At 44.2% G+C, this 16,531-nt stretch carries 14 protein-coding genes; 12 read left to right on the top strand and 2 right to left on the bottom strand.

Going from position 1 to position 16,531, the window contains the following annotated elements; all coding sequences use genetic code 11:
* The first annotated feature begins 9 nt into the window (after positions 1 to 9).
* From LU279_RS10390 to xerD, 11 genes are all read left to right on the top strand, one after another.
* The gene (locus LU279_RS10390; protein ID WP_274422441.1) at positions 10 to 3,555 is read left to right on the top strand and encodes a DUF5717 family protein; all 3,546 of its coding nucleotides are present in this window, start codon (positions 10 to 12) and stop codon (positions 3,553 to 3,555) included.
* A complete protein-coding gene (locus tag LU279_RS10385; RefSeq protein WP_274422440.1) occupies positions 3,552 to 4,805 on the top strand; it encodes a DUF5716 family protein in 1,254 nt (417 codons plus the stop codon). Before LU279_RS10390 ends, LU279_RS10385 begins: the two co-directional genes overlap by 4 nt.
* Positions 4,806 to 4,818: 13 nt before the next feature.
* Positions 4,819 to 5,601, top strand: a complete 783-nt coding sequence (locus LU279_RS10380; RefSeq protein WP_274422439.1) for a hypothetical protein — start codon at positions 4,819 to 4,821, stop codon at positions 5,599 to 5,601.
* A gap of 152 nt (positions 5,602 to 5,753) precedes the next feature.
* Positions 5,754 to 6,617, top strand: a complete 864-nt coding sequence (fba, locus tag LU279_RS10375) for a class II fructose-1,6-bisphosphate aldolase (RefSeq protein WP_274422438.1) — start codon at positions 5,754 to 5,756, stop codon at positions 6,615 to 6,617.
* 126 nt (positions 6,618 to 6,743) lie between these two features.
* Positions 6,744 to 7,505 carry an arginase family protein gene (locus LU279_RS10370; protein WP_274422437.1) on the top strand — a complete coding sequence of 254 codons (762 nt, stop codon included), beginning with the start codon at positions 6,744 to 6,746 and terminating at the stop codon, positions 7,503 to 7,505.
* Positions 7,495 to 8,256 (top strand): prolipoprotein diacylglyceryl transferase, encoded by a 762-nt coding sequence (locus LU279_RS10365; RefSeq protein WP_274422436.1) that lies wholly within the window; start codon positions 7,495 to 7,497, stop codon positions 8,254 to 8,256. The genes LU279_RS10370 and LU279_RS10365 overlap by 11 nt, the downstream gene beginning before the upstream one ends.
* A 155-nt stretch (positions 8,257 to 8,411) precedes the next feature.
* The gene (recA, locus tag LU279_RS10360) at positions 8,412 to 9,482 is read left to right on the top strand and encodes a recombinase RecA (RefSeq protein ID WP_274422435.1); all 1,071 of its coding nucleotides are present in this window, start codon (positions 8,412 to 8,414) and stop codon (positions 9,480 to 9,482) included.
* A gap of 9 nt (positions 9,483 to 9,491) precedes the next feature.
* Positions 9,492 to 9,992, top strand: a complete 501-nt coding sequence (locus tag LU279_RS10355; protein ID WP_330684647.1) for a regulatory protein RecX — start codon at positions 9,492 to 9,494, stop codon at positions 9,990 to 9,992.
* A 122-nt stretch (positions 9,993 to 10,114) separates the two neighbouring features.
* Positions 10,115 to 11,638 carry a ribonuclease Y gene (rny, locus tag LU279_RS10350; RefSeq protein WP_390427213.1) on the top strand — a complete coding sequence of 508 codons (1,524 nt, stop codon included), beginning with the start codon at positions 10,115 to 10,117 and terminating at the stop codon, positions 11,636 to 11,638.
* 151 nt (positions 11,639 to 11,789) lie between these two features.
* Positions 11,790 to 12,389 (top strand): stage II sporulation protein M, encoded by a 600-nt coding sequence (locus LU279_RS10345; protein ID WP_274422434.1) that lies wholly within the window; start codon positions 11,790 to 11,792, stop codon positions 12,387 to 12,389.
* 126 nt (positions 12,390 to 12,515) lie between these two features.
* Positions 12,516 to 13,400, top strand: a complete 885-nt coding sequence (gene xerD / locus LU279_RS10340) for a site-specific tyrosine recombinase XerD (RefSeq protein ID WP_274422433.1) — start codon at positions 12,516 to 12,518, stop codon at positions 13,398 to 13,400.
* Positions 13,401 to 13,543: 143 nt separating this feature from the next.
* On the opposite strand, the gene LU279_RS10335 is transcribed toward xerD, so the two are convergent.
* Together LU279_RS10335 and LU279_RS10330 are read right to left on the bottom strand one after the other, a co-directional pair.
* The gene (locus LU279_RS10335) at positions 13,544 to 14,575 is read right to left on the bottom strand and encodes a 3-deoxy-7-phosphoheptulonate synthase (RefSeq protein ID WP_274422432.1); all 1,032 of its coding nucleotides are present in this window, start codon (positions 14,573 to 14,575) and stop codon (positions 13,544 to 13,546) included.
* A 60-nt stretch (positions 14,576 to 14,635) separates the two neighbouring features.
* Positions 14,636 to 15,946, bottom strand: a complete 1,311-nt coding sequence (locus tag LU279_RS10330) for a polysaccharide biosynthesis protein (RefSeq protein ID WP_274422431.1) — start codon at positions 15,944 to 15,946, stop codon at positions 14,636 to 14,638.
* Positions 15,947 to 16,069: 123 nt separating this feature from the next.
* Between LU279_RS10330 and LU279_RS10325 the strand changes: the two genes are divergently transcribed.
* Positions 16,070 to 16,504, top strand: coding sequence for an RrF2 family transcriptional regulator (locus LU279_RS10325; protein ID WP_274422430.1), 435 nt, complete (start codon positions 16,070 to 16,072; stop codon positions 16,502 to 16,504).
* The last annotated feature ends 27 nt before the right edge of the window (positions 16,505 to 16,531 follow it).

Here is a 16,531-nt window from a genome sequence, read left to right as displayed (position 1 = left end):
TGAACCATATTGAAGAGAAAGATTGAACAATTACTGAGTGGAAAATTCAGATACGGGCAGCCGCCTCTTCTTTTTTCTCAGGAACGGTTGGAGATTTCCCTGGAGGCAGGAAAGACTGTCAGGGGAGAACTTTATCTTGGTACAGAGGAAAATGAGAAGATCCAGGGCTATGTTACGTCGTCCAGCCGCAGGTTTGTTCCCGGAAGCAGCAGATTTTCCGGTACGACCATCTGCATACCCTATGGAGTGGACGGAACCGGAATGAAGCCGGGAGAACAGTGCAGCGGATGGCTGTGTATAGCCTCCAGTGTAGGAGAATACAAAATTCCTTTTGAAATCCATGCAGAAAAGGACAGCCTCAGCAATACACAGAGAGAAATAAAAAATATGGAAGCCTTCCGGGAAATTGCAAAAAAAGATTTCCGGGAAGCATATCGCCTTTTTAATGATAAATGTTTTCCGGAAATGATGGAAAAGGCAGATAACAGACAAAAAGCTCTGTATGCAGGGCTTTCTCATCAGCCTGTCACCTATCAGAATCTGGAAGAATTTTTTGTGGGCTTAAAGGAAAAGGAGCCGGTATCCGTTTCCATGAAAACAGTCAGAAATGAATTTTATGAGATAAAGGAATCAGTTCAGGAATCCTTTGATATACAAAAAAGCGGCTGGGGACATCTGCGTCTGGACATAGAACCTCATGGCGATTTTCTGGAAGTGGAGCGCAGGGTGATCACTCAGGAAGAATTTATCGGAAGCACGTGCCGTATTGAATATGTAATCCATGCGGACAGGCTGAAAGACGGAAATCAGACTGGCAGGATCATTGTGAGAAGTCCGTATCAGAAGCTGGTTTATGAGATTATGGCATCCAGAGGACCAAGGATCCGGGCAGATGTAAGGGCTGAAGAAAAAAAACACAGAGCTTCCATGGTAAAAGACTATTTGGAGTACCGGGAAGGCAGAATGGATTTTAAAACCTGGATCGGAAGTACCCGTTTTATTCTGAACCAGCTTCGTGCTTCCGGCTGTGATTATCCGGAATATCAGATGTATGAGGCATATATCTGTCATCTGGAAGGTCGGGATGAAGAGGCGACAGAAATTCTTAAAAAGTATCAGAATAAGGAATTTTCAGGAGATGAACTGGAGCTTGCCGGCGTTTATCTTTATCTTTGTACTCTTACAGGGCTTTATAAAGATAAGGCTCAGGCAGTGTGGCGGATCCAGAATCTTCATATGCAGAAATCAGACAGTTTCCAGCTACTATGGATTCTTCTTCAGATGGACGGCGGCTATAAAAATCTTCCATCGGAAGGAATCTTCATGATGGAAGAGCAGTTTGAAAGAGGCTGTACAAGTCCTCTTCTGTATATGGAGGCCTGGAAGTGGATCAGTGAAGACATTACACTTTTTCACAGGCTTAGTCCATTCTGGATCCAGGTGTTCTGTTTTGCAGGCAAAAGAGGATTGCTTACAGAAGAGCTGGTTATGCGAATGGCTTATTTGTCCGGATATGAGAAGAATTTTTCCGGAAGTCTGTATCAGGCTCTTGTGGCGGGCTATGAAAAATTTCCTTCCGGGGATGTTCTGGAGGCAGTCTGCAAATATGTTATGAAGGGAAACCCTCGTAAGCAGGAATATTTCCGTTGGTTTTCGCTGGCAGTCCAGCAGGGGCTGCGGCTTACAAGGCTGTATGAATATTATGTGGAAACTATGGATATTTCTTATCAGAGAGAGCTGCCAAAGCCTCTTCTGATGTATTTTAATTATAATGACAATACCCTTGGCGACAGCCGGAAGGCTTTTGTTTATGCAAGCGTAATCACCTGCAAAGAGAAGGAACCGCAGGTTTATGAAAGTTACCGGGATACCATGGAAAAGTTTGCCCGGGTGAAAATCGCAGAAGGGCAGATGGATGAAAACTATGCGGTTGTTTATCAGGAATTTCTGCTGGATCCACGGACAAAAGAAGAGGCGGAACTGACAGCCGGAAAGTTGTTTACCTACCGTCTTTACTGTGATGATAAAAAGATCCGCAGAGTGATCGTCTGCCACAGTCAGATGAAAAATGAAGAGGTTTACCCATGTATACAGGGCGTGGCATACCCGAGGATTTACACAGATGATGCTGTGATCTTGTTTGAGGATGAAAACCAGAGGCGGTATATGTCAACGGTGCATTATAATCTGAAAAAACTCACAGACGACAGTGCGGCTGTTCCCAGTTTCCTGAAGCTGGGGGCATCGGATCCGGGAGTTCTTCTTTACTATTGTGAAAAGGAAGAAATGTGCTCAGAGAATCTGGAATATTTCCAGAAATTGTCAGATTCTCCTGCATGTACAGATGAGTACAGAAAAAGTATCAGAAAACAGCTTCTTGATTATTATGCAGAACATATTCAGGGAGAGGAGCTTGACCGGTATCTGCATGAAATGGATTACCGGGAATATGCAGAGGTAGACTGTGCAAAGCTTCTGGAAATACTGATTTCCAGAAGGATGTTTCGCCAGGCCATGGGACTTGTAGAGGAGTTTGGCTATGAAGGTCTGGAGCTTGGCAGCCTTCTCAAACTTACAAGCAGGATGATATTAAAAGCGGATATGGCAGAGGATGACGAACTGCTTTCTCTGGCATCAGAAGTATACCGACAGGGAAAATATGATGAAGTGATCCTTCACTATCTGATGCTTTATCGTTTTGGTCCGGTTGACGAGCTTCTTTCTATCTGGAAAAGTGCAAAAGGCTTTGAGATGGACACCTATGATCTGGAAGAAAGAATTCTTTCTCTTCTTATGTTCACATCAGACTACCGCAAAGAGGGAGAGAGTGTTCTGGAATCCTATGTCAAACAGTCAGGCAAGGAGCAGATCACAGGGGCTTATCTTACCCAGGTGGCTTATGGGATCTTTGTAAAAGAATACCCCATGACACGATTTATCAGACAGCGCCTGGAATATGCATGGGAAAATCACTGGCCGGTGAACCGGGTGTGCAGACTTGCGCTTCTGATGGATCTTTCAAAAGAAAAACATATGAAAACAAAACATCGCAGGATGGCGGAAGAAATTCTGGAAGAATGTGCCAGAGATCATCTGGTATTTGGATTTTTCAGGAGGCTGCCTGCGGAACTTCTCAGTCTGTGGCAGCTGGATGATAAAACTTTTGTGGAATGTCATGCCCATCCGGAGGCAAAAGTAACTCTTCAGTATGCGCTTGACGCAGGACTTGGAGGAGAACGGGAATATAAAAGCGAGCCGCTAAAAGAAGTGTATGAGGGTATTTTTACAAAAACATTTACGCTGTTTTACGGAGAAACACTGCATTATTATTTTCGCATTGAAAGAAACGGAGAGGTAAAGGAAACTGTAGAGCGGACTGTTACCATGAAAAAGATAGAGGGGATTCCGGGCAGCAAATATCAGCTTCTGAACCAGCTTCTTTCTGCCAGAAGACTTGGAAAAGTCCGGGAAGTTGAAAAAGGACTGAAGCGTTATCTGCGTCAGGAACAGTATGTGAAGGAAATGTTTGCCATAGAAAAGGAACAGGAAAAATGAATGAAACACGTGATTTGATCATTGGGATTGATTTTGGGAAAAAATACTCACAGATCTGTTACTACGACCGGAAAGCGGAGGAGGCGCGTTCCCTTCCTGTAAAGGTGGGAAGCAGTCTTTATGAAACCCCTACCTGTCTGTGCAGACGGACGGACACTGATCAGGAAGAATACTGTATCGGTCTGGAAGCAGAATATTTTGCCAGAGAAAAGGGTGGATTTTTGCTGGATGATCTTTATGCAGTATCCATGAGCCGGGAAAAAGTCCACGTGGCCGGTGAGGACAGAGAGCCCTGGGAGGTTCTGGGACTTTTTCTCAGTGGAATGTTGAAATTTCCGGGAGTTGCGGAAGTGGAGAAAAATATAAAGTCTCTGACAGTAACTATGGAAACCATGGATTCCATTCAGGTGGAAAATCTTCAGAAGGCAGCAGAATTTCTGGGACTTTCGGAGGAACAGTTCAGTCTTCTGGACTATGAGGAGAGCTTTTATTATTATGTGCTGACTCAGAAGGTGGAAACCTGGAACAGAAGTGTGGGATGGTACAGCTTCAGCAAGGACAAAGTTGTTTTTCGTAAGCTTGTTATGAGTTCGGGAACCAGACCTGTATTTGTACGGCTGGAAAATCCTGTAGAAGCAAAACTCAGAGAGCCTGCTCAGGAAAGAGATGAGGATTTTTACAAATTCGTAAAAGAAACTCTTGGTACAGATCTTTATTCCAGTATCCAGATCAATGGTGAAGGCTTTGACCAGGAGTGGGCTGTAAAATCTGTTAAGCTGCTCTGCTATCAGAAACGAAAGGTATTTTTTGGAAATAATCTCTTTGCAGCAGGAGCCTGCGGCTCAGGAGCGGAAAAACTGATCAATAAAAGATTGAAAGGTTACCGTTATCTGGGAAGCTCCCTTGTTCTCAAAGACGTGGGAATGGAGATGCGGGTCATGGGGGCGCCTGCCTATTATCCTCTTCTGGAGGCTGGAAATAACTGGTATGAAAGCAGGGCATGCTGTGAACTGATCCTGGACAATACCGAGGAGCTTGTTTTTGTGGTGGGAACCATGGGAGAAACAGAAAAAAAGAGAATGGGAATGCTTTTGACAGGACTTCCGAAGCGTCCGAACAAAACGACCAGACTTTTATTAAAGCTTCAGTATATATCCAGAAAAGAATGCAGGATTACGGTAAAGGATCTTGGCTTCGGAGAAATGTTCCCTTCCAGTGGAAAGGAATGGGAAGAAATCGTACAGTGGTAAAGGAGGAGAGTCATTGAGCGGATATATTTTATGTCAGACAAAAACTGCGGATTCTCCGTATTTTATTGAGAATATCAGCACAAATATCTACACGCTGGAAGAGCTGTGCTATTATCTTTTTCACAATCTTTATCTGGTTGATGAAACTGTGATGAATGAAAGGCTGTGTGTCTGGATTCAGGATGAACTGAACCTTCCGAGACTTGCTGCCAGGCTGAAAGCCGGTCTTGGAAAATTTTCCAGTCTGGAAGATGTTCTTTATCCTGTTTTTAAGGAGATCAATTATCTTACCTATGAGGAACTGAAGGTTCTGAATTCCAGGATACAGAAGCTGGACAGAGAATCCCGCCAGGTAAGAGAAAAACAAAAAGGCGATGTTCTGATGGAGAATGGCATGTATGTTCACGCTATTCAGGTTTATCAGAAACTTCTTGAGGAAAATGATCTTGAAGAATACGGACAGGGGCTTACTGCAAAAGTATGCCACAATCTGGGCTGTGCCTTCAGCTATCTTTTTCAGATGGAAAAAGCGCTGGAGTATTTCAGAAAAGAATGGGAGTCAGGCGGAGAGAGAGAAGCCCTGAAAACCTGTCTGCTGGCGCTGCACAGTGTGCGGACAGAGGAAGAGTATAAAAATCAGGCCAGAGAACTGGGGGCGGATGATGAGCTTATGAGTGAGGTGGCAGAAACCCTTAGGATTTTTGCGGCAAAACCGGGAATTACCGTTGAAAAAGAAAAAACGGATGCTCTTCTGGAAAAGTTCACAGGTGAATACCACAGATGTACCGGATCCTAATTGCTTCTATGCACCGGGAACGGAGCGGGCAGTAACGCCGGGCCGTGAATTTTGAACAAAACAGTAGACGAAATGAAATGAATCTGGTAAACTAAGATTATATTTCGGGAGAGATGTATGTCTGTTCCCGCAAAAGATTAGGAGGAATTATCATGTTAGTAAACGCGTCAGAAATGCTGAAAAAAGCTAAAGAAGGCCATTATGCAGTAGGACAGTTCAATATCAATAACCTTGAGTGGACAAAGGCAATCCTTTTAACAGCTCAGGAGAATAACTCTCCGGTTATTCTTGGTGTTTCCGAAGGTGCCGGAAAATATATGGCAGGCTATAAAACTGTTGTTGGTATGGTAAAAGGAATGATCGAAGAACTGAACATTACTGTTCCGGTTGCTCTTCACCTGGATCATGGTAGCTACGAAGGATGCCTGAAATGTGTAGAGGCAGGATTTACTTCCATTATGTTTGATGGTTCCCACTATCCGATCGAAGAGAACGTTGAAAAAACAAAAGAACTTGTTAAGATCGTTGCTGAACACGGAATGTCTCTTGAGGCAGAAGTTGGTTCCATCGGCGGTGAGGAAGACGGCGTTGTAGGTATGGGCGAGTGCGCAGATCCGAAGGAATGTAAGATGGTTGCAGACCTGGGAATCGATTTCCTGGCAGCAGGTATCGGAAACATTCACGGAAAATATCCGGAAAACTGGGCTGGATTAAGCTTTGAAACTCTGGATGCAATTCAGCAGCTTACAGGAGATATGCCACTGGTACTTCACGGCGGCACAGGAATCCCGGCTGACATGATCAAAAAAGCTATTGACCTTGGCGTATCCAAGATTAACGTAAATACAGAGTGTCAGATTGCTTTCGCAGAGGCTACACGTAAATACATCGAAGAGGGCAAAGATCAGCAGGGCAAAGGATTTGACCCGCGTAAACTTCTTGCTCCGGGATTCGAAGCAATCAAGGCAACTGTAAAAGAAAAAATGGAACTTTTTGGTTCTATTGACAAAGCCTGAATAAAAACGCAATAAAATAATTATAAAAGAGCTGCGGTATTGAACTGGTTCAGAGAAGTGCTGTTCCTGTCAGGTACGGCAGCTTTTTTCATTGTTTCAGATATGTTGTACAACAGGAAAGATTCTATGACAGAAAAGAATGAAATAGTTTTAATGGATTTTACCGGAGTTTACAAAGAGCAGGAATTTTACAGGGGAGAAAACATTTCCTGGGTGGATGTGCAGGGACTTTCCGGATGCAGCTGCTACTGTGACGGGGAAGCTCAGGAAATACTGGAAAAGAAAATTGAAGATCTGTCGGTAAAAGGCATTCATTTTGTGGATTCCGGGAACTATCATTATATGAGCCTGCTCTGGCTGAAAAAAGTACAGGCGCCGTTTCGTCTGCTGGTATTTGACAATCATACGGATATGCAGCCACCTGCGTTTGGAGGGCTTCTGTCCTGTGGAGGATGGGCGGCAGAGGCTTTAAAGCTTCTTCCGTTTCTGCAGGAATTGATCCTTGTAGGGCCGGACAGAGAGGCCTATGAACAGACGGAGAAAGAGAGCAGAAAAAAGGTCCGTTTTCTTTCCAGGGAAGATCTGCGAGAGATGACGGAACCGGAAAAGAAAAATTTTTTTGAAGAGATTTCCGGTGAGTTTCCCCTTTATATTTCTGTGGATAAGGATGTGCTTCGTCCCGGAGATGCTGTGACTGCATGGAGTCAGGGAGATATGACGGCAGAGGAGCTGGAAAATATTCTCAGGGCTGTGTGCAGCCGACAGGAGCCGGCAGGAATGGATGTATGCGGAGAATGTGATGCCGGAGAAAACGGAACCTGTAATGACAGGGTAAACGGGATGCTGCTGAACGTATGGAGAGACTGGAGGGATTCCCATGAAAAATGAACTTTTTACCATTGGACCTTTAACGGTATATGGCTATGGTTTTATGATTGCAGTGGGCGTGCTGGCGGCATGGTTGACGGCAGAGTACCGGGCAAAAAAATACCGTGCAGATACAGATCAGATATTTTTTCTGGTAGCATGGTGTCTGCTGGGAGGACTTCTGGGGGCCAAGATTCTGTTCTGGATCACAGAATGGAAGGAAATTGCAGAGGATCCGGGATTCATTTTAAGAACAATGACAGACGGATTTGTTGTTTATGGAGGAATTATAGGAGGAATTATCGCAGGCTGGCTGTACAGCAGGATAACAAAACTGAATTTCCTGAAATATTTTGATCTTCTGATCCCCTCTGTGGCTCTGGCTCAGGGATTTGGAAGGATCGGCTGCCTTCTGGCAGGCTGCTGTTACGGAAAAGAGACTTCCGGATGGCCGTCCATTACTTTTCATGATTCTGATTTTGCCCCTAACGGAGTGGCTTTGGTTCCCACCCAGATTTATTCCAGCGTACTTGACTTTGTACATTTTGGGATTCTGTTATGGATTGCCCGGAACAAAAAAGCAGACGGACAGGTAGCTGCCTGCTATATGATTTTTTACAGTGCAGGGCGGTTTGTGCTGGAATTTTTCAGAGGAGATCTGATCAGAGGAAGTGTGGGAGTTCTGTCCACATCCCAGTTTATCAGTCTCTTTGTGATGGCGGCAGGGCTTGTCATGCTTGGGATGACAACTGTAAGAGCCGGAAGAAAATAAAAAAGGAGTACAGGTTCTTTAAACAGAAGGATCTGTGCTTTTTTTGTCGAAAACTTTTACTTGACAATAAGAAGAAATTATAATAGCATATACATATAAAAACGAACATAAGTTTGCTGAATTAATGAAGAACAATGATAAGGAGAAGTGGGATCATGGTAAATGAAGAGAAGCAGAAGGCGCTGGAATCAGCGCTTACACATATTGAAAAACAGTACGGAAAAGGCTCTGTTATGAAACTGGGAGAATCCGGTGCCCATATGCAGGTGGAGACGATTCCTACCGGCTCTCTGGGGCTTGATATTGCTCTTGGAGTGGGCGGTGTGCCCAAGGGACGTATTGTGGAGATCTACGGACCGGAATCCAGTGGTAAAACAACTGTTGCCCTGCACATGGTAGCAGAGGTTCAGAAGCGTGGCGGAATTGCAGGATTTATTGATGCGGAGCATGCTCTCGACCCTGTCTATGCCAAAAATATCGGCGTAGATATTGACAATCTTTATATTTCTCAGCCGGATAATGGAGAACAGGCTCTGGAGATCACGGAAACTATGGTGCGTTCCGGCGCTCTGGATATTGTGATCGTGGACTCTGTAGCAGCCCTTGTTCCGAAGGCGGAGATCGAGGGAGAGATGGGGGACAGCCATGTGGGTCTTCATGCACGTCTGATGTCACAGGCTCTCCGTAAGCTGACTGCTGTGATCAGCAGATCCAACTGTGTGGTTATCTTTATCAACCAGCTCCGTGAGAAAGTAGGAGTAATGTTTGGAAATCCTGAAACAACAACAGGTGGCCGGGCGCTGAAATTCTATGCATCTGTGCGTCTTGATGTCAGAAGAGGAGAAACTCTGAAACAGAGCGGTGAGATGGTGGGAAACCATACTAAGGTAAAAGTAGTTAAAAATAAGGTTGCTCCGCCGTTTAAACAGGCAGAGTTTGATATTATGTTCGGAACCGGAATTTCCAGAGAGGGAGAGATTCTTGACCTGGCGGCAGAGTGTTCTGTGGTAAATAAAAGCGGCGCATGGTATTCCTATCAGGGAGAAAAGATCGGTCAGGGACGTGAGAATGTGAAGGTATTTCTTAAAGAACATCCGGAAATATGTGAAGAAATAGAAAAAAAGGTAAGGATCCATTACCATCTTCTTCCGGGAGAAGAAGGAGAGGCGGAAACTGCAGGAGCAGACAAAGAAAGTGCTTCCCCGGCGGAATCTGATGAGATCTGATAAGACAGAATGATGATGGAAATTCAGGAAGAGCAGAGACAGGCGCGAAAAAAAGCCATGAAGCTTCTGGAACGCATGGACCGGACAGAAAAGGGACTCAGCGACCGACTTTTGCAGGCAGGGTTTTCCGAGCAGGCGGTCCTGGATGCAGTGGCTTATGTAAAAAGCTATGGATATATTAATGACAGCAGATATGCATTAAATTATATTACATACCGTATCCATGAAAAAAGCAGGCAGAAGATCTTTCAGGAGCTTTATGCAAAAGGAATTGACAGAGAAACGGCTTCCGAAGCGTGGGAGCAGGCGTGTCACCTTGAAGAACCTGACGAAAGGATGATACTGAGGCGAACCATAGAGAAAAGATATAGTCCGGGTACAGAGTTGGACGAGAAGGAGATGCGCCGTCTGTACGGGTATCTGGCAAGGCGGGGGTTCCGGTCAGGAGAAATTTCCTCTGTTTTGGAGGAAATGGAAATCAGTTTTCATAAAAATTATGGCAACAAATAGGTAGAAAAACTTGACAGATTTCTCAAAAACAGATAAACTTGTATTGTTGTATTTGTACAATGAAAACTAAATAAGGAGGTGCTCCTGTGACAACTATCATCATAAGTGTAATTGTCGCTGTAGTGGTCGCACTGCTTATTGCGGTTCCTCTTACTTGCAAGCTTGCTGTCGAAAATAAGGCAAAAAAGGACGCCGAGGTTGTCGGCACAGCAGAAGACAGAGCAAGAAGCATCATAGATGAAGCTTTAAAAACTGCTGAAACAAAAAAAAGAGAAGCTTTATTGGAAGTGAAGGAAGAATCTCTCCGTACAAAAAATGAACTGGAGAAAGAAACCAAGGAACGCAGAAATGAGCTGCAAAAATACGAGAGACGTGTTTTATCCAAGGAAGAATCCGTAGATAAAAAAGCGGATATCGTAGAAAAGCGTGAGACTGAATGCACAGCAAAAGCTGCTGAACTGCAAAAAAGAGAAAAGAAAGTAGAAGAGCTTGAACAGAAGGGAGTACAGGAACTGGAAAGAATTTCCGGTCTGACCTCCGAACAGGCAAAAGACGAGTTACTGAAAACTGTAGAAGACGATGTAAAAGTGGATGTGGCAAGACTCTATAAGGAGCTTGAAAACCGCGCCAAGGAAGAAGCAGGCAAGAAAGCCAAGGAATATGTGGTAAATGCCATTCAGAAATGTGCTGTGGATCATGTATCAGAGACAACAATCTCTGTAGTACAGCTTCCAAGCGATGAAATGAAGGGCAGGATTATCGGACGTGAAGGACGAAATATCCGTACTTTGGAAACACTGACAGGTGTTGATCTGATTATCGATGATACTCCTGAGGCTGTTGTTCTTTCTGCATTTGATCCGATCCGAAGAGAAGTGGCAAGAGTTGCTCTTGAAAAGCTGATTGTTGACGGTCGTATTCATCCGGCAAGAATCGAAGAGATGGTGGAAAAGGCTCAGAAAGAAGTGGAAGTGCAGATTCGCGAAGACGGCGAAAATGCAGCCATGGACGTAGGAGTACATGGAATCCATCCAGAGCTTCTGAAGCTTCTTGGACGAATGAAATTCCGTTCCAGTTATGGACAGAATGCATTGAAACATTCCATTGAGGTTGCACAGCTTTCCGGAATCCTGGCAGGTGAAATCGGCGTGGATGTCCGTATGGCCAAGAGAGCCGGACTTCTTCATGATATTGGAAAATCCATTGATCATGAGGTGGAAGGATCTCATATTCAGATTGGAGTGGATCTTTGTAAGAAGTATAAAGAATCTGCTGTCGTGATCAATACAGTTGCATCCCATCATGGTGATGTAGAGCCGGAATCTCTTGTTGCATGTATTGTACAGGCTGCTGACGCAATTTCTGCGGCAAGGCCGGGCGCAAGAAGAGAAACACTGGAAACCTATACCAACAGACTGAAACAGCTGGAGGATATCACCAATGAATTCAAGGGAGTAGACAAGTCCTTTGCTATTCAGGCGGGCAGAGAGATTCGCGTAATGGTAGTGCCAGAGCATGTAACAGATGCAGATATGGTTCTGCTGGCAAGAGATATTGCGAAACAGATTGAAGCTGAACTGGAATATCCGGGACAGATTAAAGTCAATGTGATTCGTGAGAGCAGAGCAGTAGACTACGCGAAATAATTCTGACAGGTCATGCACCATTGTTCATTAAATGAAGTATATAAGCCGTGTGAAAGAAATTTCACACGGCTTTTTGCGTGGGAAGAGAGGCGCGTGAAAGGAACAGACATATTTTGGACACCAGTCCCGTAAACTGGTACAGGGTGAGGATATGAAAAAAAGACTGGAATTGTACAGAAGGGGAAGACTTCCTGTATACTGGCTTTTCTTTTTTGGCTTTTTTATGGGAGTGATCATTCCAAATGTAATGTGGAAATATGAATGGCATCAGAAAACAGCGGCTTCTCTGTATCTGCTGGCAGCTTTTGCTGATAGCAGTCTTGATAAGAGCGAATATTTTTGGCAGGTACTTAAAATGAGGGGAAATGTATTTCTGATTTCAGCCCTTTGTGGAGTGTCTGTATTTGGAGCGCCTTTGGCTGTGATGGGGATTTTGTATATGGGTGTCCGTACCGGGCTTCTTCTTACCATGTCAATTCTTCAGTTTGGACTTCAGGGTGGGATTGTAGGATTGGGAGCTATGTTTCCTCAGTATCTTTTATATTTTCCCTGTTTTTTCTGGCTGATGTGGCTGGTATACCGGCAGTCGCTGGAAATCTGGAAGAGTCGTGGGCTGATATCCGGAGAAGTATCTGTCTATGCACTTCGTGTTTTTTTATGCACAGTGGTATTCCTGGGTGGTGTTTTGCTGGAAACATGGTGCAATCCTCCGGTGATGGAGGTTCTGATGAAGAGTCTGGACCTTTTCTGAAACGGAAGAGAAGTATGAAAAGTGCTTTGATTTTAAGAAAAACCAGTGTATAATGTATGATACACGACTTATGATCGAGGCTTGATGAACGGTAATTCAAAATCGGAATGGACGGCGGAAATAAAAATGGAAAAGTTTATCAATGATTTTATTGAATATCTTCACAATGAAAAAAATACATCTGGAAATACTGAGGTTTCCTATCAGCGTGATCTGAAAAAAATGGCTGCATATTTTGAAAAAAAGGGAATCCTCTATGCAGATGAAGTAACAGAATCGGACCTGAAGGGGTATATCGGTGAAATGAGAAAAGCGGATTTTGCTGCTTCTACCATATCCAGAAATATTGCATCCATCAGAGCCCTGTTTCATTATCTGTTTAAAAAAGGTGTGGTTTCCGGGGATCCTTCTGAAAATTTAAGAGCACCCAGAATAGAAAAGAAAATGCCGGAAATTCTGACTGTACAGGAAGTAGACAGGCTTCTGCGCCAGCCTGATCTCCGAACCGGCAAGGGCATCAGAGATAAAGCGATGATGGAGCTTCTTTATGCTACCGGGATGCGTGTCAGTGAACTGCTGACCCTTAAAACAGAGGATGTGAATTTAAGTTTTGGATATGTGATCTGCCATGACAATGGAAAGGAACGTGTGATTCCCATTGGAAATGTCAGCCGTGATATGCTACAGAAATATATGGATGAGGCAAGAGATTTTTTTGTAAAGAATCAAGGAGAAAACGCTCTTTTTACAAATTGTTCCGGAAAGCCAATGAGCAGGCAGGGATTCTGGAAGATCCTGAAAGGATATGCAGAGAATGCGGGAATCCACAGAGATATTACGCCCCATACACTTCGACATTCATTTGCAGTCCATATGCTGCAGAATGGGGCAGACATAAAAAGTGTACAGGAAATGCTTGGCCATTCTGATATTTCTTCCACCCAGATGTATCTGGGACTGGATACCATAAAAATGAGAGATGTTTATATGAAAGCACACCCCAGAAGCTGAAAGCCGGGGTGTGCTATTTTATAGACTGTAAGTATTAATAAAATCAAAGAATTCTTACATACAGACTGCCACTGTCTGCACTACGGGTATAGCGGACAGGCAGTGGGTGTTGTTTATAGTATCCGGACAGTAGTTTAAAAATATCAGCACATTTCTGCAATCGTATACAGAAGTTGCTCTGTATCTTCCCATCCAAGACAGGGATCTGTAATGGATTTTCCGTAAATATGATTTCCTCCGATTTTTTGATTTCCGGATTCAATATAGCTTTCGATCATCAGCCCTTTTACCAGAGTTTTTAACTCAGGATCTACAAGGCGGCTGTGAAGAACTTCTTTGGCAATACGAATCTGCTGTTCGTACTGTTTATTGGAGTTGGAGTGATTGGTATCAATGATCACAGCCGGGTTGTGCAGATTCTTTTCCTGATATCTTTCCCAGAGAAGACGAAGATCCTCATAATGATAGTTGGGAATCGCCTCTCCGTGTTTGTTTACTGCGCCTCTCAAAATAGTGTGTGCGAGAGGATTTCCTGTGGTTTCTACTTCCCAGCCTCTGTAAATGAAACGGTGTGAGCCCTGAGCGGCAGTAACAGAATTAAGCATTACGCTGAAATCACCGCTGGTAGGATTTTTCATACCTGCAGGAACCTCCATACCGCTGACTGTCAGGCGGTGCTGCTGATCCTCAACAGAACGTGCGCCTACTGCAACGTAGGAAAGCAGATCGGAAAGATAACGGTAATTTTCAGGATAAAGCATTTCATCTGCGCAGGTAAAACCGCTTTCCTGAATGGCTCGGATATGCATTTTTCGGATGGCGACCAGTCCGGCAAGCATATTGGGCTTCTTTTCCGGATCAGGCTGATGGACCATTCCCTTATATCCTTCCCCTGTAGTACGCGGCTTGTTGGTGTACACTCTGGGGATGATCAGGACTTTATCTGAAATTTTGTCCTGAACTTTACGCAGGCGAAGAAGATAGTCGCACACAGCATCCTCATTATCTGCGGAACAGGGACCGATAATGGCAAGAAATTTGTCTGATTTTCCGGTAAATACGTCACGTATCTCCTGATCCCTTTTTTCTTTTAATGTCTGAATGGCAGAGTTTACCGGATATTCGTTCCGGATATCCTCTGGTGTCGGTAATTTTTTGATAAATGAAAAGCTCATAATAATAGTTCCTCCTCGACAATATTATATACGATTCTTTATCTGTTGTCGATACAGAAGCTATTCAAAGCGGTACAGCGCAGCGATATGAAGACCGCTTAAAAGGATTTCGCTTATGAGGATCCCGTAGAGGTAGCCGCGGATTCCCATTACAGGAACTGCAAAAAGTACAAAAGAAATTCTTACCAGAATCCCTGCAGCATTGTGGATCAGACTTCGGATATTTTTTCCAAGACCGTGAAGGATACTGACCAGGGCTGTATTCATATACAAAAAAGGGCAGATAAAGGACATGGTACGGATATAAACCCCTGCAGTGGGGCTGTGAAAGAGAAACTTGCCAAGAAAAGGACCAAAAAGAAAAAATCCTGCCGCACAGATCAGTCCGAGAGTCATACAGCCGGTACAGGCCTTTCCTGTGATATGGCGGATTCTCCTGCGAAAGCCAAGAGCCTGCATTTCTGCCACTGATGGCATGAGCATGACAGAGGCGGAATTTGTAATCGTGGAGGGAAAAAGGATCAGAGGAAGAGCCATTCCTGTAAATATTCCGTAAACGCCCAGAGAATCGGAAGGGGACATGCCATAAAGCTGCAGCCTCTGTGGGATCAGGACTACCTCGATACTCCCAAGCAGTGTCAGAAGCACACGGTTCAAAGTAAGAGGAAAAGAAGTATGGAAAATATCCCTGAGTCTTGCTGTGAAACGGGTTGCATGAAAAAAGGAATACTGTTCACGTGAAAACTCCACTGCGATCATCAGAAGACCGGCAGATGCGGCGAAAAGCTCTGAAATAAGAGCGCCACCTGCGGCAATGGAAGCAGTAAGAGGTCTGTTTTGAGAAATCAGGATATGGCAGATCAGAAAGGAGGAACCTGTCCGTACAAGCTGTTCCAGCAGCTGCAGTCCGGAAGGAATTCCGGTTTTTTTTCTGGCGAAATAATAGCTGTTGATACATGAATGAACAGCGCTTAAAGGAAAACTGAAAGAAATAATACGCAACAGCGGCTCTGTAAGAGGCTGCTTCAGAATCTGACCGGAAAAAAAGCCGGAATTTGTATACAGGATCCATGCAGTTCCCACAGAAAGTGAAAATGCGGTAAGAATTCCTGTACAGAAGATATTTTTTGCTTCTCTGTGGTGTCTCAGGGCAGTCTGAGAAGCAATCAGACGATTCAGGGCAGTCTGTATGCCGGAGGTGGTAAGGGCAAGTACAAGATTCTGCAGAGGAACCATAAGCTGATACAGTCCCAGTCCCTGAGCACCAATAGAATGTGACAGGAATATTCTATAGAAGAAGCCGATGATCCTGCTGGCAAGTCCTGTGCAGGTCAGGATAAAAGTTCCCTTAAAAAAATTCTGTTTTGACATAACAATATCCTGATAACTTTTTGTAAATATATGCAAAAAATAACCTTGACAGAACGGTGAGTATCTGTTACTGTAATTACAGTAAATCCGACAAAAATACTGGGAATTAAAAGAGGTGAGCAGATGAAGCTGTCAACAAGGGCAATATACGGGCTTCGAGCTATGATTGACCTGGGAGTATACAGTGAACAGGAAGCTGTTTCCATTCAGAGTATTGCCGGAAGACAGAATATTTCAGTCAGCTATCTGGAACAGTTAATGGCAAAGCTTAAACGTGCAGGGCTGGTGGAAAGTACCAGAGGCGCATGTGGAGGTTACCGCCTGGGAAGACCGGCAGATGAGATTTCTGTTGGCGATATTCTGAGGATTCTGGAAGGCGGTCTGGAAGCGGCACAGTGTCCGGGTACGTCCCCTGAGGAAAATTGTGAGACAAAGGATATCTGTGTGGCAAAGCTTGTATGGAAGCGGATCAATGACAGTATTACCCAGGCAGTAGATACTCTGATGCTTGGTCAGTTAATAGAAGAAAGCAGAAAAAAACAGGAAGAAAAAATGTAACATTGTTTATTAGTGCAGGAGGACAGA

The sequence above is a fragment of the Blautia sp. XA-2221 genome (assembly GCF_028767025.1).
In the GTDB taxonomy this organism is placed as follows: domain Bacteria; phylum Bacillota; class Clostridia; order Lachnospirales; family Lachnospiraceae; genus Blautia_A.
This window is presented reverse-complemented; position numbering and strand designations above follow the sequence as displayed.